The 17,155-nt window shown below is 75.2% G+C and carries 18 protein-coding genes, 2 tRNA genes and 1 pseudogene; 9 read left to right on the top strand and 12 right to left on the bottom strand.

Annotation, left to right across the window (positions count from 1 at the left end):
* A pseudogene (locus tag PGN05_RS15850) lies at positions 1 to 930 on the bottom strand (hypothetical protein); the annotation flags it as partial.
* A gap of 125 nt (positions 931 to 1,055) precedes the next feature.
* Positions 1,056 to 2,261, bottom strand: coding sequence for a hypothetical protein (locus PGN05_RS15845; protein ID WP_419753522.1), 1,206 nt, complete (start codon positions 2,259 to 2,261; stop codon positions 1,056 to 1,058).
* Between the two features lie 149 nt (positions 2,262 to 2,410).
* Between PGN05_RS15845 and orn the strand changes: the two genes are divergently transcribed.
* Together orn and PGN05_RS15835 are read left to right on the top strand one after the other, a co-directional pair.
* Positions 2,411 to 3,085: an oligoribonuclease gene (gene orn, locus PGN05_RS15840; RefSeq protein WP_419753521.1), complete on the top strand. Its 675-nt coding sequence runs from the start codon at positions 2,411 to 2,413 to the stop codon at positions 3,083 to 3,085.
* Positions 3,086 to 3,141: 56 nt separating this feature from the next.
* Positions 3,142 to 3,214 (top strand) — tRNA-His (locus tag PGN05_RS15835).
* 366 nt (positions 3,215 to 3,580) lie between these two features.
* Here PGN05_RS15835 and PGN05_RS15830 read toward each other — a convergent pair.
* Positions 3,581 to 3,886 (bottom strand): hypothetical protein, encoded by a 306-nt coding sequence (locus tag PGN05_RS15830; protein WP_419753520.1) that lies wholly within the window; start codon positions 3,884 to 3,886, stop codon positions 3,581 to 3,583.
* A gap of 159 nt (positions 3,887 to 4,045) precedes the next feature.
* Between PGN05_RS15830 and PGN05_RS15825 the strand changes: the two genes are divergently transcribed.
* A complete protein-coding gene (locus PGN05_RS15825; protein ID WP_419753519.1) occupies positions 4,046 to 4,291 on the top strand; it encodes a hypothetical protein in 246 nt (81 codons plus the stop codon).
* A gap of 4 nt (positions 4,292 to 4,295) precedes the next feature.
* On the opposite strand, the gene PGN05_RS15820 is transcribed toward PGN05_RS15825, so the two are convergent.
* From PGN05_RS15820 to PGN05_RS15805, 4 genes are all read right to left on the bottom strand, one after another.
* Complete coding sequence (locus tag PGN05_RS15820) at positions 4,296 to 4,574, bottom strand: MoaD/ThiS family protein (protein ID WP_419753518.1); 279 nt, start codon at positions 4,572 to 4,574, stop codon at positions 4,296 to 4,298.
* Positions 4,574 to 5,656 (bottom strand): WD40/YVTN/BNR-like repeat-containing protein, encoded by a 1,083-nt coding sequence (locus tag PGN05_RS15815; RefSeq protein ID WP_419753517.1) that lies wholly within the window; start codon positions 5,654 to 5,656, stop codon positions 4,574 to 4,576. The genes PGN05_RS15820 and PGN05_RS15815 overlap by 1 nt, the downstream gene beginning before the upstream one ends.
* A 74-nt stretch (positions 5,657 to 5,730) precedes the next feature.
* The gene (locus tag PGN05_RS15810; protein WP_419753516.1) at positions 5,731 to 6,219 is read right to left on the bottom strand and encodes a hypothetical protein; all 489 of its coding nucleotides are present in this window, start codon (positions 6,217 to 6,219) and stop codon (positions 5,731 to 5,733) included.
* A 78-nt stretch (positions 6,220 to 6,297) separates the two neighbouring features.
* Entirely contained in the window at positions 6,298 to 7,473 is a 1,176-nt protein-coding gene (locus tag PGN05_RS15805; protein ID WP_419753515.1) for a L,D-transpeptidase, read from the bottom strand.
* A 175-nt stretch (positions 7,474 to 7,648) separates the two neighbouring features.
* Here PGN05_RS15805 and PGN05_RS15800 point away from each other — a divergent pair.
* Positions 7,649 to 7,721, top strand: a tRNA-Lys gene (locus PGN05_RS15800).
* Between the two features lie 24 nt (positions 7,722 to 7,745).
* Here the strand turns inward: PGN05_RS15800 and PGN05_RS15795 are convergent.
* The 5 genes from PGN05_RS15795 to PGN05_RS15775 form a co-directional block, all read right to left on the bottom strand.
* Entirely contained in the window at positions 7,746 to 7,889 is a 144-nt protein-coding gene (locus tag PGN05_RS15795; RefSeq protein WP_419753514.1) for a hypothetical protein, read from the bottom strand.
* A gap of 95 nt (positions 7,890 to 7,984) precedes the next feature.
* Positions 7,985 to 9,811, bottom strand: a complete 1,827-nt coding sequence (locus tag PGN05_RS15790; protein WP_419753513.1) for a potassium channel family protein — start codon at positions 9,809 to 9,811, stop codon at positions 7,985 to 7,987.
* Between the two features lie 12 nt (positions 9,812 to 9,823).
* The gene (locus PGN05_RS15785; protein WP_419753512.1) at positions 9,824 to 10,210 is read right to left on the bottom strand and encodes a DUF6394 family protein; all 387 of its coding nucleotides are present in this window, start codon (positions 10,208 to 10,210) and stop codon (positions 9,824 to 9,826) included.
* Positions 10,211 to 10,269: 59 nt separating this feature from the next.
* A complete protein-coding gene (locus tag PGN05_RS15780) occupies positions 10,270 to 10,893 on the bottom strand; it encodes a TetR/AcrR family transcriptional regulator (RefSeq protein ID WP_419753511.1) in 624 nt (207 codons plus the stop codon).
* A 379-nt stretch (positions 10,894 to 11,272) separates the two neighbouring features.
* Entirely contained in the window at positions 11,273 to 11,890 is a 618-nt protein-coding gene (locus tag PGN05_RS15775; protein WP_419753510.1) for a hypothetical protein, read from the bottom strand.
* A 267-nt stretch (positions 11,891 to 12,157) separates the two neighbouring features.
* Between PGN05_RS15775 and PGN05_RS15770 the strand changes: the two genes are divergently transcribed.
* The 5 genes from PGN05_RS15770 (at position 12,158) to PGN05_RS15750 (ending at position 17,080) form a co-directional block, all read left to right on the top strand.
* A complete protein-coding gene (locus tag PGN05_RS15770) occupies positions 12,158 to 13,372 on the top strand; it encodes a DUF222 domain-containing protein (RefSeq protein ID WP_419753509.1) in 1,215 nt (404 codons plus the stop codon).
* A 45-nt stretch (positions 13,373 to 13,417) separates the two neighbouring features.
* Entirely contained in the window at positions 13,418 to 14,494 is a 1,077-nt protein-coding gene (locus PGN05_RS15765; protein ID WP_419753508.1) for an NAD(P)-binding domain-containing protein, read from the top strand.
* A 60-nt stretch (positions 14,495 to 14,554) separates the two neighbouring features.
* Positions 14,555 to 15,226: a class I SAM-dependent methyltransferase gene (locus tag PGN05_RS15760; RefSeq protein ID WP_419753507.1), complete on the top strand. Its 672-nt coding sequence runs from the start codon at positions 14,555 to 14,557 to the stop codon at positions 15,224 to 15,226.
* A gap of 124 nt (positions 15,227 to 15,350) precedes the next feature.
* Positions 15,351 to 16,268, top strand: a complete 918-nt coding sequence (locus tag PGN05_RS15755) for an ABC transporter ATP-binding protein (protein ID WP_419753506.1) — start codon at positions 15,351 to 15,353, stop codon at positions 16,266 to 16,268.
* On the top strand, positions 16,265 to 17,080 hold the full coding sequence (locus PGN05_RS15750; protein ID WP_419753505.1) for an ABC transporter permease subunit: 816 nt from the start codon (positions 16,265 to 16,267) through the stop codon (positions 17,078 to 17,080). Before PGN05_RS15755 ends, PGN05_RS15750 begins: the two co-directional genes overlap by 4 nt.
* Positions 17,081 to 17,155 lie beyond the last annotated feature (75 nt).

Raw genomic sequence — 17,155 nt, 5'->3', positions numbered from 1 at the left:
GACATCGGCCGCGGGCACCGGGGCCGGCTCCCGGAGATCGCCCGGCTCGCCGGGCCGGGCCAGCGCCTGGGCCACCGCCGCGTCCCGGGCGGAGGCGGCGCGGGCGGCGGCCTCCTCGTCGGCGCGGATCGCCGCGGCGGCCACCGCGGCAGCGGCGACCGGGTCGACCAGGGGCCGCCCGGGCGACGGGAACGCCGCGGGACGGACCGGCGCCTCCGCGGTCACCGCGCGCGGTGCGGCGGTCATCGCGGCGGGGGCGAGCAGCTCGGGGGTGCGCAGCACGTACGGCGAGTAGGGGAACCCCTCGCTGTTGAGCTCCTGGACCGTCGGGCCCCGGCCGGGGAACCCGAGGGCCTCCAGCGCGGCCCGCACGTCGGCCGTCGTCCACAGCCGGGGGTTGTCCACCCCGGTGTAGCGGGCGGCCCGGGCGATGCCCAGCAGCAGGGACCGGGGCTCGAACAGCGCGACCTGGTCGCCCTCGCCGAGGTCGCCGTCGGCGGGGACCAGCCCGGTGAGGTCGCCGACCAGGACGGTGAGCCGGGCGATCCGGCCCGGCTCCAGGCCGGCCCGCCGCAGCCGGACGGCGGCGTCCATGCCGGCGCGCATGAGCCCGTCCAGCGGCGTGGAGCCGCCGCCGGCCAGCTGCAGCACCTCGCCGGGGCCGGCACCGGGCCCGATCGTCCAGGAGCCGTCGGGCGAGGCGGTCACCACGCCGCTCTGCCGCACCACCTCCACCACGCGGACGACGGCCAGCCCCTCGGGGACGAAGAGGACGGCGTCGGACAGCCGGCGCTCCATCGGCCCGTCCACGACGGGGAGAGAGGCGACGACCGCGCCGCGGACCGCCCCGCCGGTGTCCCACCGGGCCAGTTCCGCGAACAGCGCTCGCTCCCCCGCCGTCTGCGGCGGCATGGGGGTGAGGGGCAGCACGTCGTCCTCCGAGCGGGATGTGGGGAGCAGGGGCGGCACGGGCCGCACGACGTCGGGGACGCGGGCCGGCCGACCGGCAGGGCGTGGCCCGACGCTACGTCATGTGACGGGGCGGTCCCGGGGGTTCAGCGGGTCGGCGTGCCGCCGGACACGGCGCCGGCCCGGCCGGGTTCCACCGGCGCTCGCCAGGCGGCCAGCCACCGGGAGCGGCCGATCGCGTCGACCGCCGTCCACAGCGCGGTGAAGGTGGCACCGACGAGCAGCACCGACCACCACGTCCAGTTCCACGGGGGCAGGAAGCCGACCGCGTCCTGCACCGCGCCGCCGGCGTAGAACACCGCGGTGACCAGCGGAGCGGCCAGCCACCCCGGCATCCGCCAGGTGACCGCCAGGTCGATCGCGACGGCCCCGAGCACGAGGACCAGCGGCAGGACCGACGGCGGGAAGTCCATCGCGACCAGGCCGAGCCACATCACCGCGCGGTAGGCCAGGTAGGTCGCGGCGAGAACGGTCGCGGTCCAGCGCAGGCCGACCGTCTTCCGGGCGACCACCAGGGCGAGCAGCCCGGCGCACAGCATCCACCCCGGGTGCACCCAGGAGGGCACCGGCAGCATGAACATGGTCGGCGTCTGCCCCTGGGAGGCGGCGAAGTCCAGCAGCTGCGGCTCGGCCGTCGTCCGGCCGGCCTCGTAGGCCCGCAGCGACAGGACGCCGTACTCCTGGTGCTGGTTGGGGAAGACGACGTTCTCGACGAAGAACAGCCACAGCCCGAGCGACACCAGGTCGCGGACCCGGCCGGGCGCGGCGTACAGCCACCAGCCGCGGATCGCCCCGGCCAGCATGATCGCCGTCCCGATGTAGAGCAGCGCGTGGCTGGGGCTCCAGCTGGTGATGTCCAGGCCGTTGATGCGGTGGTTGAGGATGTCGACGGGCACCGCGACGAGGAACGTGGCGATCCCCCACTGCATGAGCCGCAGCGCCCGCCGGTCGACGCCGTAGCCGCTGTAGCTGTGGAACACCACGAGCGCGATGACGACGGCCGTGCCGGCCGAGTTCAGCAGGTGCGGCGGGGCGAGGTCGTCGCGCAGCCAGCGGAAGTGCCAGGAGACGTCCCAGGAGGAGCCCAGCATCTTGAGCAGGAAGGCGCCGAGCCACGCGACGTAGATCCACCGCAGCTCCTGCTGGGTGGTCGGCCGGCCGGGCCGCCCCGGCGTCATGTACGCCGGCCACAGCCAGCGGAGGGTCGCGACCGGGTGGCGGACCCCGGCGGTCAGCGAACCCGGAGCCGCGGGGACCACTCGGGCGGGCGCGGCGGGTGCGGCAGGGGGCACGGCGGAACTCCTGGTCTCGATGCGAGCAGGACCGAGCCTAGCCGCGGAGGACCCCCGATCCAGCCCCTCGAGTGGCATCGGTGTGCCGGGTGCGGTATTGGGCGGACACGCGGGGCGGTCGTGGCGGACGGGACGTAGGGTCGTCGGACGTGGCGGAGAGTGCGGGGCACCTGGTCTGGATCGACTGCGAGATGACGGGGCTGGACCTGACCAGGGACAAGCTGATCGAGGTGGCGGTGCTCGTCACCGACTCCGAGCTGAACGTCCTGGACCCCGGCCTGGACCTGGTGATCTCCGCCGAGGACGCCGACCTCGACGGGATGGCCGACGTCGTCACGGAGATGCACGCCAAGTCCGGCCTCACCGACGCCGTCCGGGCCGCGACCCTGAGCGTCGCCGAGGCCGAGCAGCAGCTGCTCGCCTACGTGAAGCGGTTCGTGCCCGAGCGCCGGTCGGCGCCGCTGTGCGGGAACTCGATCGGCACCGACCGTGGCTTCCTCGCCCGGGACATGCCCGAGCTCGACGACCACCTGCACTACCGGATGATCGACGTCTCCTCGATCAAGGAGCTGGCCCGCCGCTGGTTCCCGCGGGTCTACTTCGCCCAGCCCCAGAAGGGCCTCGCGCACCGCGCGCTGGCCGACATCATCGAGTCGGTGCGCGAGCTCGCCTACTACCGGCAGACGCTGTTCGTCGACGCGCCCGGCCCGTCGACCGCCGACGCGCAGGCGGCCTCGGCCCGCGTCACCGAGTCCTTCGCCGCCGTCTTCGCCGCGGAGGAGACCGGCGAGGCGGCCACGCCACCGGCCGCGTCCGGCGCCTGAGTCTCTCCGGTATCGTTGTCCCGGTTCCCCGGTCGGCACGCCCGACGAGGGACACGGTGGGTGTAGCTCAGCTGGTAGAGCACCAGGTTGTGATCCTGGGTGTCGCGGGTTCGAGCCCCGTCACTCACCCCGTCGGGAGAGGCCCCGGTCAGGCGACTGACCGGGGCCTCTCTGCACGTCGGGGGCGGGCACGGGGCCGCGCGTCAGCAGGCGACGCGGGCGGTCCCGGTCGACTCCGCCGTCCACCCGTAGTCGGTCGTGGCGGTCAGGGTGAACGTGTAGCCGGAGCCCTCTTGGCACGACGTTGATCGCGCTCGTCGACGCGCCACCGACCCGCCAGACGCTTGTCGAGGCGTTGTCGCGGCGGGCGGTGACCGTGTACCCGGGCAGGACGGCGCCCGCCACGACGTAGGACGGGGACCGCGCAACCGCACGATCACCGCAAGGAGGCCGGTCGGCTTCGTGCCCCCCGTCGCCGGCAGGACGGCGCCGGACTCAGCGCACCTCGAGCAGGACCCCCTCGGCCGCGAGCCGGTCGGCGAGGTCGGCGAGGAGTGCCCGGGCCGGCGCGTCGGCGGTCGCCGGCGGCTGGACGTGCACGGTGATCGACCGGTGGCCGCACCGCCGCAGGGCCACGACGCTGCTGCGCAGCAGTTCGGCCCCCACGAGATCGAGGTGGCCGCGGGTCCGGATGGCACCCGTGCGCTGGTCGACGGACGCCGTGAACAGCGGCGCCTGCGGGCGGACCTCGAGCGGCGCCGGGTGGTTCGGGCCTTCGCGGTCGACGGCTTCGGTGAGCACGGCCCCAGTGATACGGCTCGGTTCCGTTCCTGCCAAGGGCCTTCGGTCCCGATGCCCCACCTTTGGGGGGGCGTGCCGGGTGGGACGGCAGTGACGGGTGGGCCGAACACGCGCGGTCGGGTGCTGTCGGCCCGGGGCGCCCGTGGCGACCCTGGGGCCATGACTCTCGCCTACTCCTACGGGACCGCGCACGCCGTCGTGATGGTCGGCTCGGTGGGCAGCGCCGAGGGACTCCAGCCGCGGCAGATCGGCCCGGCGCACGCGACCATCGGCAAGGTGAACGGCCGCAGCCGCAAGGCACTCTGCGGGGCCTACGTCGCGGTGGACGAGCAGACCCTCTGGCCGCCGGAGGGGTACGAGGGCGCCCAGCTCTGCGCCGAGTGCGCGACCCTCGCGACGCTCTGACCGGCTAGCCGCCCGCCACCGACGGCAGCACCTGGACGACGGCGCCGTCGGGCACCGCGGCGTCCAGGCCGCCGGTGAAGCGGACGTCGTCGCCGTCCACGTAGACGTTGACGAACCGCCGCAGCGCCCCGGCCTCGTCCCGGATCCGTCGGTCCAGCCGCGGGTGCTCGGCGGCCACCGCGTCCAGCAGCGCGCCGAGCGTCCCGCCGCCGTCCACGTGCAGGTGTTTGGCCCCGCCGGTCAGGTCGGCCAGGACGCCGGGCAGGACCACCTCGACCGACATCACGGGATCCGGGCCGCGCGGACGACCAGCACGTCGGGCAGGTGGTCGGCCACGAGCGTGAACGACTCTCCCTCGTCGGCGCTGGCGTAGACGCACCCGTCGCGGGTGCCGACGTAGATGCCGGTCGGGTCGGCGTCGTCGGCGCAGGAGCCGTCGCGCATGACCGCCGCCCAGAACCGGTCGGGCAGGCCGGTGCCGAGCTCGGTCCAGGTCTCGCCGGCGTCCCGGGTCCGGTGCACCCGCAGCCGGCCGCCCGGCGGCACCCGCTGCATGTCCGCGACCAGCGGCACCACCCAGGCGGTGCCCGGCGTGGACGGCGAGGACACGATCGGGAACCCGAAGTCGGCGGGCAGCCCCCCGGCGATCGACGCCCAGCTGCCGCCGGCGTCGTCGGTGCGGAAGACCCCGAAGTGGTTCTGCGCGTACATCCGGTCGGGGCCGGCCGCGTCGACGGCGACCTTGTGCACGCACTGGCCGTACTCCGGCGTGGGCTCGGGCAGGAAGACGGCGCTGATGCCCCGGTTGCGCGGGGTCCACTCCCCGCCACCGTCCTCGCTGACGTAGACCCCGCCGGTGCTCATCGCGACGGTCACCCGGTCCGAGTCCGGGTCGGGCAGCACGGTGTGCACCGCCCCGCCCCCGCCGCCGGGCTGCCAGGTCGGCCGGTGCGGGTGGTCCCACAGCCCGCGGACGAGCTGGAAGCTGCAGCCGCCGTCGGTGCTCCGCCACAGCGAGTGCGGCTCGCAGCCGGCCCACACGACGTCCGGGCGGTCGGCGCTGTCGGGGCGCAGCTGCCACACGCGCGCGAGCGCGGCGCCGGTGTCCTCGGGGAAGCGGATCGCCCCGGACTCGGTCTCCTGCCAGGTGCCGCCGAGGTCGTCGGACCACATGACCGTGGGACCCCAGTGGCCGTACTGGATCCCGGCGAGCACCCGCGGCCGCGACCGGCGGGTGTCGATGGAGACCGCCGCGACCTCCTGGGCGAGCAGGTGCGGTTCACCCAGCGTCCACGTGCGGCGGTCGTCGTCGCTGCGAGCCAGCCACAGGCCCTTGCGTGTACCGATGGCGAGCAGGTCGGTCATGGCGCCCCTCCGGATCCGGCGGACGGGGCACAGCGGTGCCCCTCAGGGGGTCAGACCCCCCGAGGGGCGGGAACTCACCGGCGCGTGGCCCCACCGGTGGGGTGGTCGGGGCCGGCCGCCTCGGGCGCGCGCCCGCCGTCGTGCCGGACACCGTCGCCAGGGACGCCGTCCCCGCGCTGGCCGGCGTCGTGCCGCCCGGCGTCGTGGCGCCCGTGCTGGTCGGCCAGCCCCGGCGCGAGCTTCTCCGCCTTGGCCCGCAGCTGCTCGGCGGCTGAGGCGTGCTCCTGCGCCTGGGCGGCACGCTGTGCGGCCTCCTGCTCGGCCAGGCGGGTGCGCTCCTCGACCTCGGCGCGCTCGCGGCGGGCGCGGGCGGCCTGCTCCTCGGCCGCGGCCCGCTCCTTCTCCGCGCGGGCGCCGCGCAGCTGCGCCTCCTGCAGGTGCTCCCGCGCCTGCTCGCGCTTGCGGGCGCCGTTGATGCGGTTGCGCTTGGCCAGCGCGAGGGCCAGCAGCGCCAGCAGCACCACCGCCACCACGACGATGAGCACGATCACCCAGGTGTCCACGGCACTCTCCTCAGCTCGGAACCGGAGTGATCACTTCCCGCGGAGGCGCTCGTGAAACGCCTGGCCGACGGCGTCAGCTCACTTCAGCGCGCTGCCGGCCTGCCACTCCTCCCAGGGGATGGTCCAGTCGTAGATGTCGGACCGGAGGGTCCCGGCGCTGGAGTTGCGGACCTCGACGACGTCGCCGGGCTGGGAGAAGTCGAAGAACCACCGGGCGTTCTCGGTCGACATGTTGATGCAGCCGTGCGAGACGTTCTCCCGCCCCTGCTGCCCCACCGACCACGGTGCGGCGTGCACGAACTCGCCGCTGTCCGAGAGGCGGACGGCCCACTGGACCGGCGTCCGGTAGCCGTCGGGGCTGTCGACCGGGACGCCGTAGGTGCTGGAGTCCATGACCCGGTCGGGGTTCATCTCGGTGACCACGTGCGGGCCGTTGTAGCTGGGGTTGTCCGGGCTGCCGGCGCTCATCGGGAAGTCCTGGACGAGCTGGTCGCCGTCGAAGACCTGCATCCGGTGGGTCGAGGCGTCGGCGATCGAGACGTGCCGCTCCCCGATCCGGAAGGACACCGCGCGGTCCTTCTCGCCCCAGACGCCCTCGCCCAGGGCCACGCCGTAGAGGTCGGCCTCCAGGGTGACGTCGGTGTTCTCGGGCCAGTACCCGGACGGCCGGAAGTGCACCTCGGTGTCGCTGAACCAGTTCCAGACCCCGTCGGTGGGCGTGGAGCTCGTGACGCGCAGGTGGCTCTCGACGGCGGCCTTGTCGGCGACCGCGTCGTCGAACCAGACGCGGATCGGCATCCCGACGCCCACGGTCTGGCCGTCGAGCGGACCGATGGAGGGCGTCGACAGGGTCTGCGGGGTCACCGTGGTGAAGGTGGTCGCGGCCTGCACCGGCTGCTCGTCCGAGCCCTCCGCGGTGGCGGTGAGCGTGTAGCTGGCGCCGTAGGCCAGCGGCGCGTCCGGCGTCCACACGTCGGTGGCGGGATCGGCGGGCGCGTCCGCGACCGAACCGGGAACGGGCGCGCCGGCCCCGTCGACGACGGCGACGTCGGTCAGCTCACCGTCGGTGACGGAGATCTCCAGCGGAACGGTCGGCGAGACGTCGGTGGAGCCGTCGGCGGGGGCCACCTGGACCGACGCCGGCACGGCCTCCACGGTCGGCTCGGCCGCCGCGCGGGCCGGCTCCCCGTCCCCGGAGCAGCCGGCCACCAGGGCCAGGAACCCCGCCGTGACCAGCGCGGCCGTCCGTCGCATCGCGTTTCCTCCCGCATCGTCGGTGGCCGTCCCGCGGGCCGGCCACCAGCACCGGACCCCAGTGTCCACGGGCGATGCGGATCCACGGCGGTCGCCGGCCCCCGAACCTCCCCGGCGGCGGCCCGGACGACGCTGGTATCGTTCTCCCTCGTCGCCCGGCCGACGCCGACGACACGCGCCATTAGCTCAATTGGCAGAGCAGCTGACTCTTAATCAGCGGGTTCGGGGTTCGAGTCCCTGATGGCGCACCCCCGCTCCACCTGCACGTCCCGCTAGGCCGCGAGCTCCTCGTCGTCCAGCTCGACGCCGTCGGCCCAGCCCACCCGGAGCACGGTGTAGAGCACCGCGGCCAGCAGCACCACCGCCACTCCCGCCAGGCCGAGCCACACCTGCAGCAGGTCCACCACGCTGTCCACCGTCGTCCCCCTCGAGAGCTGTTCGGGAACGGATGGTCGCGCCCCGCGACGGCCGGTGGCACCGGCGCAGCGGCCGGGACCACCCGTCCGGGGGATCAGCGCGTGCGGGCCGGGGTGCGCTCGTCCGGCGCCGGGGTGCGGCTGAGCGTGCGCAAGACCCAGCTGGACGGCACCCGCCGACCCGACACCACGTACTCCAGCACCGAGTCGACCAGCAGGATCGTGCCCAGCGCCCGCCGCGCGGCGGACCAGCCGGCGAGCAGCAGCTCGTCCCCGGGGCGCAGCACGTGGTCGCCGTCCGGCGCGAGCACCGCCTCCCCGTCGCTGAGGACCAGCAGCACCGTGGCGTGCAGGGGCTCCTCCCGGTCCTCCGGGTTGCGCAGCAGGTCGCCGAGCCGGGCCTCCCCCGAGGCCAGCCACCGCTGCAGCGCCGGCGCCTCCTGCGGCGTCAACCGCACCTTCCACAGCGCCTGCAGCTGCGGGCCGCAGAGCCCGGTCAGCCGGTCCACCAGGTCGGCGGCCCACGCGTCGCCCCGCGCGGGCATCTCGCGGAGGAAGCGCCACAGCAACGGGGTGGACAGCTGGGCGTAGACCTCGTGCGCGACCACCTCGGTGGGCACCAGCAGCGCGTCGAGCTCCATGGCGGCGAACAGCGGAGAGCTCGTCGGGCGGTTCTGGCGGGCGGCGACGAACAGCGACGGGTTGACGCGGCGGGCGGCCGCGACCAGCGACAGGTTGGCGGTGTCGTTGTCGGTGCCGGCCACGAACCCGACCGTGGACGGGAGGTCCACCTGCTCGAGCACCCGGGGGTCGGCGCCGTCCCCCACCACGATGGCGGGGTCCTGCCGCGCCCTCGGGTCCGGCTCGATGACGGTCACCTCGATGCCCTCGGCCCGCAGGTCGGCGGTCAGCTCGCGGCCCAGCCGGCCGTATCCGCAGACGACCCACCGGCCGTCGCGCGGCGGCGTCCCGCGTCCGGGCAGCGGCTGTCCGGGCCCGCTCTCCAGCCAGGTGAGCAGCTGGTAGGACGCCGGGGCGCTGAGCGCCAGGCGCAGGTGGTCGCCGAACCGGTCGAACGGGTCCACCACGCTGGGCCGGCCGAAGGCGCGCATCCGCTCGGCCATCGCCTCCGAGGTCGCCCGCGCGATGACCGGCAGCTCCGGGCGCAGCAGCGCCGCGGCCATGACGACGGTGAGGTTGGCCTCCTCGTCGTCGGTGAGCGCGACAACCGCCTCGCAGCAGGGGTGGTCCAGGCCCGCGACGGCCAGGTGCCCGGGGTCGCGGGCGTCGGCGGCCAGCCCGGGGATGTCGGCGTGGTACGAGCCGAGCTCGAGTTGGTCGATGCGCTCGCCGGAGACGTCCAGGACGACGAACCGGCGGCCCAGCGCGTCCAGCGAGTGCCCCAGGAGCTCCCCGGCGCGGCCGTAGCCGGCGACGACGACGAACGGCTCGCGCAGCCGGGCGACCTTGCGGGTGAAGTGCTGCAACGCCAGCGCCCCGCGGAACGCCCGGTCCTGCAGCAGCGCCAGCAGCGAGCCGATCGCGTAGGCCCAGCCGATCACCGTGAGGTAGATCGAGATCGTCACCCACATCCGCTGGTTGTAGGTGAACGGGTACGGGATCTCGCCGAAGCCGATCGTCGAGGCCGTGTAGCTCATGACGTAGAAGGCGTCGAAGAAGCCCATCCGCCACGGGCGGCCCGCGGGGTCCTGCCCGGGGATGAGGGTCAGCCCCAGCACGCTGACGGCGAAGATGACGATGAGCACGATCAGCGGCGCGCGCATGCGCCGCATGACCAGGAAGATCGTCGCCGACGCCTGGGCGGCCGACGCGGCGGCGGCGCGCAGCGTCGTCCGCCGCACCCGGCGATCGTCCTCCGGACCGAAGAGCTGTTTCCAGAAGGTGAGCAGGGGGTTGCCCACGACGGCCTCCCGTCACCCGCGGTGGAAGGACACCGTCTCCACGACGAGCAGGACGACGGAGACGATGTTGGCCAGCAGGGCGCCGCCGGACAGCGACACCACGCTGGCCGTCCAGGAGGCGGTCATGCCGGCCGAGGAGACGTACTCGGCGTAGCCGAACATCAGGGTCGCGCCGATGAGCTGCAGGTCGGCGACCAGGCTGGTGGCCAGGTGCACCGCGCCGATCTGGGTGCGGTCACCGAACTTGAGCACGGTCGCGATGAGGTTGACGACGACCGCGGCGAACAGCTCGTAGGGGTTGTGCAGCGCCGGGTCGTCGATGTCGCCGATGAAGAAGCCGAAGTTCAGGGTGGCCGCGAGCACGACGAAGAAGCCGAAGACGACCTTCTCGAGGTTCACCCGGCCTCCCGCTCCTCGGGGACCTGCCCGCTGCCCCGTCGCCGCCGATCTAAACGCGACTACCGGCCGCCCACCAGCAGGGGGAGCATGACGTCGTCCACCAGCTGCCGGACGATCTCGTCGTCCAGGGAGCGGCCGGTGACCAGCCAGCGCAGGGCCACGACCGCCGTGCCCGCCTCGACCGCCAGCGTGTCCCCCGCCGCCGGGGTGACCTCCCCCCGCGCGACCGCTCGCTCCAGCACCGTCGCCCACGCGCGGTCCCAGTGCGCGAGCGGGCCCCGCTGGAACGCCTCGGCGAGGGAGCAGTCGTCCTGCACCGCACCCATCAGCGCGCGGGTGGCCCGGCCGGCCGGTCCGTCGAGCAGCTGCACGGTGGCGGTCAGCAGTCCGACCATGTCCGCGCGCAACGTGCCGGTGTCGGGCGCGGCGAGCCGCTCCCCCATCACGTCCATGACGCTGAGCAGCAGGTCGGACTTGCTCGACCACCGGCGGTAGATGGTCGCCTTGCCCACACCCGCGGCGGTGGCGACGGCGTCCATGGTCAGCCCGGCGTACCCGTCGCGGGCGAGCACCTCCAGGACCGCGGCCGCGATGGCCTGGTCGCGTGCCGGGTCCAGCCGGCGCATCCCGCTGCGCGTCCGCGCGGGGGACGACTGCGGTCGTTTGTCCTCACCGTCGGTCACCGAATGAACGTAACCCGTGTTCCGGGCGTGTCGCAGCGCCGACGGAACAACGTCGTCCGCACACACGCGAGGCCGGCCGCGGCTGTCCGCGACCGGCCTCGTCGTCCCCGTCCGGCTCGGCTGTCCCCCAACGGCCGCGCCGGGCGCCCCCGGGCGGCGGCACCGATTCCCCCTCGGTGCTGCCGGTCGTGCTCCCGGCGACGCTGTCCCCCGACAGCGGCTCCGGTCGTACGGCCGGCGTCCCCGTTCCCCCTCGTGAACGCCGGTGGTGCTCCCGGCGACGCTGTCCCCCAACAGCGTCGCCGGTCGGTGCTGCCGGCGGCTCCGTCCCCCCGTGCGATGGAGACGCCGGCCGTTCGTCAGGCCCCGGAGGGCCGGCTCACCTCGGCGCGCCGTCGCGCTGGACGGCGCCGAAGGTGAAGTCCAGGTCGCTGACCGCGTCCGCGACCGTGTCGGCGGTCGTCGTCGACGGCAGCGAGGCGGTGAGCAGCAGGTGGTCCACGCCGCCGGGCGCCAGGCCCGGTGAGCCGGCGAGCACCGGGTCGGCCACGATCGGGCCGTCGTAGTGGCTGACGGTCGTCCCGCTGCAGGCCCACGCGCCGGCGGTCAGCCGCCAGGCCACCGAGCAGGACTCGACGGCCAGCTGGAGGCCGTGGTCGGCGTCCGTGTCCAGCGCGCTCGAGGTCTTCGCGACCGAGGTCATGCGCAGCTCGGAGAGCGGCACGGTGCCGTCGTTGACCAGGTCGATCGCCGAGCTCTCGGCGTCGCCGGCCAGGAAGCTGCCGTTGTCGAAGAGGCTCAACGTCGCGGCGTCAGCGGCCTCGGTCAGCGCGATGGACAGCACCCCGGTGTCGAGCTGGGTGAGCACCGGCGTGGTGCTGTCGGTGAACGTCCCGAAGGTCCCGAGGCCCGCGACGGCCGCGGCGACCCCGAGGACGCCGGCGGAGGCCAGGACCCGGCTCCGGGTGGCGCGGGCTCGTGCGTTCTGGGCGGTCACGGTGTTCCTCTCCTCGTTCTGTCGGCCACCGTGTGCCGGTGACAGAGAGGACTCTGGCGGCCCAACCGCAGGGCTCCCGCCCGGCAACCGCAAGGAACCCGCAAGATCGCAGAGGCCGCTTGCGGACCCCTCGCCAGCAGGTCGGCACCTGTCTGTCCAGAGCGCGTCGTGGACTGTGGACAGCCGTCTGACCTGGGGATTCCGGTGGTGAGCGGTCCGGCTTCGCGATAGACTTCGAACACCTGATCGAAGCTGTCGGGAGGTGTCGTGGACGGGTTGTCGTCGGTGCTCGATGCGCTCGCGGGCGGTGACCTGGCCGGGTTGGGCGACGGGGAGCTGCTGGACCGGACCGCGGCGCTGGTGGCCGCGCGGAACCGGATCGAGGCGGAGCTGGCCCGCACGGTGCGGGCCGCGGACGTCCGGCGGGCCGCGGAGCACGACGGGCTGACGACGATGCGCTCCTGGCTGCGCGGGCACGTGCGGTTGTCCGCGGCCGAGGCCGGCCGGGTGGTGCGGGCCGGGCGGGCGCTGGAGCACCTGCCGGCGGTGGCCCGGGCGTTCGCCGCCGGGCAGGTCAGCGCCGAGCAGGTGGCCGCGGTGGTGCCGGTGGTGACCCCGGAGCGGCGGGCGGCCGCGGCGGAGCAGGGCGTCGACCTCGGGGAGGTGGACGGCGCGCTGGCCGAGGTGGCCGCCACCCGGCCCCACCGGGCACTGCGCCAGGTGGTCGGGCACTACCTGGCGCGGCTGGACCCCGACGGCACCGAACCGGATCCGACCGAGGGCCGGTCGGTGTCGATCGCCCGCCACTCCGACGGCAGCATCACCGCCCGCGTCGAGCTCGATGCCGTCGGCGGGGAGAAGTTCCAGGCGGCGCTGGAGTCCATCGCCGCGGCGGGCCGGTGCGCCGGGGACCTGCGCACCCGCGCCCAGCAGCTCGGGGATGCGCTGGTGCAGCTGTGCGACAACCAGCTGGCCTCGGGCCACCTGCCGGTGCTGCGCACCGTCAAGCCGCACGTCGCGGTCACCATCCCGCTGGCCGACCTCGCGTCGGCAGGCACCGGACCGGGTGCCGCCGACCTCGGGTTCGGCGCCACCGTCTCCGCCGCGCGGGCCCGGTGGATCGCCTGCGACGCCACCGTCACCCGGATCGTGCTCAACCCCGAGGGACTGCCGCTGGACCTCGGGCGCACCGCCCGGGTCGTGCCGCCGCACCTGCGCAAGGCGGTCGAGCACCGCGACCGCGGCTGCGTGTTCACCGGCTGCACCGCCCCCACCCACTGGTGCGACGTGCACCACCGGCTGGAGTGGATCAACGGCGGCCAGACCTCGCTGGAGAACTCCGCGCTGCTCTGCGAGCGGCACCACACCGAGGTCCATCACGGCTTCCGGGTCCACCGAGCATCCGACGGACGATGGCGCACCTGGCGACCCGACGGCACCGAGATCCACCTCGCACCCGAACGCCCGGCCACCGCCGCCTGACGGCGGCGGCGGAAGGCTCGACGGCCCGCCACCGTTGTGCCCTGCGTGGACAGGGACGTGGAGGTCGTGGTGATCGGCGCCGGCCAGGCGGGGCTGAGCGCCGCCCACCACCTCGCCCGCGTCGGCTTCGCACCCGCTACGGGCTTCGTCGTCCTCGACGCCGACGCCCGGCCCGGCGGGGCCTGGCAGCACCGGTGGCCCTCGCTCACCCTGGCCCGCACGCACGCGGTGCACGACCTGCCCGGCCTGGCGTTCCCGCCCGCCCCGGACGACGTGCCCGTCGCCGCGGCCGTGCCCGCCTACTTCGCCGACTACGAGCGGCGGTTCGGCCTCCCGGTGCACCGCCCGGTGCGGGTCACCGCCGTCCGGCGGACCGCCGACGACCGGTTCCTCGTGCAGACGTCGGACGGCGACTGGACCGCCGACGCCGTCGTCAACGCGACCGGCACCTGGACCCGGCCCTTCGTGCCGCGCTACCCCGGGCAGGAGACCTTCCGCGGCCGCCAGCTGCACCCGGTCGACTACCGGGGCGCGGCGGAGTTCGCCGGGCAGTCGGTCGTGGTGGTGGGTGGCGGGGCCTCGGCCGTCCAGTTGCTCGGCGAGATCAGCGATGTCGCCGACACGACGTGGGTGACCCGCCGCCCGCCGGTGTGGCGGGACGAGCCGTTCGGTCCGGACGCGGGGCGTGCCGCGGTGGCGCTGGTCGAGGACGCCGTCCGCGAGGGCCGCTCCCCGGGCAGCGTCGTCGGCGTCACCGGCCTGGTGGTGACGCCGTGGGTGCGCGAGGCCCGGGAGCGCGGCGTCCTGGACCGGCTGCCGGTGTTCGACCGCATCACCCCCGACGGCGTGGCGTGGGACGACGGCCGGTTCGTGCGGGCCGACGCGATCCTGTGGGCCACCGGCTTCCGCGCAGCGCTGGGCCACCTCGCGCCGCTGCGCCTGCGCGGTCCCCGCGGCGGCATCCGCATGGAGGGGACGCACGTCGCCGGCGAGCCCCGCGTCCACCTCGTCGGCTACGGCCCGTCGGCCAGCACCATCGGCGCCAACCGGGCCGGCCGGGAGGTCGCCCGCGACCTGCGCCGGCTGCTGCACCCGACGGCGGAGCTGCTCCGCCCGGCCTGACGGGCACCGATGAGCCCGGGACGCCCGGCCGGTCTCCCCTCCTGTGGACGGGACACGGGCATGAACCGGGACTGGGTGCCGCGGGCCGACCGCCTGGCCGCCGAGGCCCTGGCCGCCGGGGACGCGACGGGCTGGTTCGACCGCCTCTACGACGCCGGCCGCCGCGGCGAGGTGGCGATGCCCTGGGACCGCGACGACGCCCACCCGCTGCTGGTCGCGTGGGCCTCGGAGCGGGCGCCGGCCGGGCGGGGTCGCCGCGCGGTCGTCGTGGGCTGCGGGCTGGGCGCGGACGCGGAGTTCGTCGCCGGACTCGGCTTCGACGTCGTCGCGTTCGACGTCTCCCCCACCGCGGTCGCCACCGTCCGCGAGCGGCGTCCCGGATCGGCCGTCGAGTACACCGTGGCCGACCTGCTGGACCTGCCCGCGGCCTGGCGCGGCGCCTTCGACCTGGTCGTGGAGGTCCACACCGTCCAGGCCCTGCCGCTCGACGTGCGGGCGCGGGCGACCGCCGCCGTCCGCAGCCTGCTCGCCCCCGGCGGCACCCTGCTGGTCGTCGCGGCGGCGCGGGACGAGGGCCCGCCTCCCGGCGGGCCGCCCTGGCCGCTGACCCCGGCCGAGGTGACCGCGTTCGGGAGCGGCCTGGAGACCGCGGACCTCCAGCGGTACGCCGACCGGGATGAGCCGGCCGGCAGCCGCTGGCGCGCCGAGTTCCGGCGTCCACCCGAGGGCTGACCCCGAGCCGGGCGCTCGGGGACGGTTCAGGGGCAGGTCAGGGCGCTCCCCGATGGTCCTCGCCGTCCTCGCCCGACAACCTCGACGGCATGGACTCCCCGACCTCCCCGGCACCGGTGACCACGTGATCACCGCGCACCGGCTCACCAAGACCTACGGCGACCGGACCGCCGTCGACGGCATCAGCTTCAGCGTCGAGCCCGGCCGGGTGACCGGCTTCCTCGGCCCCAACGGCGCGGGCAAGTCGACGACGATGCGGATGGTCCTCGGCCTCGACCGCCCCACCTCCGGCAGCGTGACCGTCAACGGCCGCCGGTACACCGACTGGCCCGCGCCGCTGCGCGAGGTCGGCGCGCTGCTGGAGGCGCGGGCGCTGCACCCGGGCCGCTCGGCGCGCGACCACCTGCGGTGGCTGGCCGCGAGCAACGGCCTCCCCGTGACCCGGGTCGACGAGGTCCTCGACCTGGTCGGCCTCACCGCCGTCGCGCACACCCGGGTGGGCCGCTTCTCCCTCGGCATGGGCCAGCGGCTGGGCATCGCCGCGGCGCTCATCGGCGACCCGCCGGTCGTCGTCCTCGACGAGCCGGTCAACGGCCTGGACCCCGAGGGGATCCGCTGGGTGCGCACCCTGGCCCGCGACCTGGCCGCCGAGGGCCGCACCGTCTTCGTCTCCAGCCACCTGATGTCGGAGATGGCGCTGACCGCCGACCACCTCGTGGTGATCGGCCGCGGGCGGGTGCTGGCCGACTGCTCGACGGCGGACTTCGTCGCCGAGCACGCCGCCTCCTACGTGCGGGTGCGCAGCCCGCAGCACGACGAGGTCGCCACGCTGCTGCGCCGCCGGGGCCTGGACGTGGCCGCGCACGGCGGTGAGCTGCGGGTCCAGGGGCTGGACGCCGCGGCCGTCGGCGAGCTGGTCGGCACGGCCGGCCTGCTGCTGCACGAGCTGACCCTGGTCCGCTCCTCGCTCGAGGACGCCTTCATGACCCTGACCGCCGACAGCGTCGAGTTCGCCGCCCAGCCCGCCGGGGCGCAGCGGTGACCGCCGTGGGGACGCACGCCTGGACCCGCACCGAGACCCCGGCCCGCCCGGGCCTGGGCGCCGCCGTGCACGCCGAGTGGGTCAAGTTCTGGACGGTGCGCTCCACCGGCTGGTCGGTCGCCGCGATGTTCGTCCTCGGCGCCGGGCTGACCACGCTGGTCTGCGCGCTGGCCGCCGAGGACCTCGCCGCCGGCAACACCGGCGAGCCGGTCGGCGCCTTCGTCACCTGGGGGATGATGTTCGCCCAGGTCACCGCCATCGTGCTGGGCACGCTGGCGGTCACCAGCGAGTACGGCACCGGGATGATCCGGGCCACCCTGGCGGCCACCCCGCACCGCGGCACGGTCCTCACCGCCAAGGCGCTGGTCCTGACCGCGACGCTGTTCGTGGCCGGCACCGGCACCGCGCTGGCCGGCTACCTGGCGGGCAACTGGTTCCTCGACCGGGAGGGCATCGGCCTGGCGCTGACCGACGACGGCGTGCTGCGCGCGCTGTACGGCAGCGGCCTGTACATGGCCGGCCTCGGGTTGTTCGCCGCCGCCGTCGGGCTGCTGGTCCGGCACACCGCCGCCGCGCTGTCGATCGTGCTGGGCCTGGTCTTCGTCGTCGGCACCATGGTCATGCTGCTGCCCGGCGCCTGGGGCGAGTGGGCCACCAAGCTCATGCCGGGCAACGCCGGGTCCGCGATCGGCACGCCCGAGTCGTTCAACCCGCTGCTGCTGGGCCCGTGGGCCGGCTTCGCGGTGTTCGCCGCCGAGGTGGCCGCCGTCGTCGCGATCGCCGCGGTGACCTTCTCCCGCCGCGACGCGTGAACCCGGCCGGAGGGGCAGAGACCGACGTCTCCGCCCCTCCGGACCCGCGTGCGGCGACGACCGGGCACAGTGGGG

The sequence above is a fragment of the Geodermatophilus sp. CPCC 206100 genome (genome assembly GCF_048569675.1).
GTDB lineage: Bacteria > Actinomycetota > Actinomycetes > Mycobacteriales > Geodermatophilaceae > Geodermatophilus.
The sequence above is the reverse complement of the archived record's forward strand: the minus strand, read 5'-3'. Positions and strand labels throughout refer to the sequence as shown.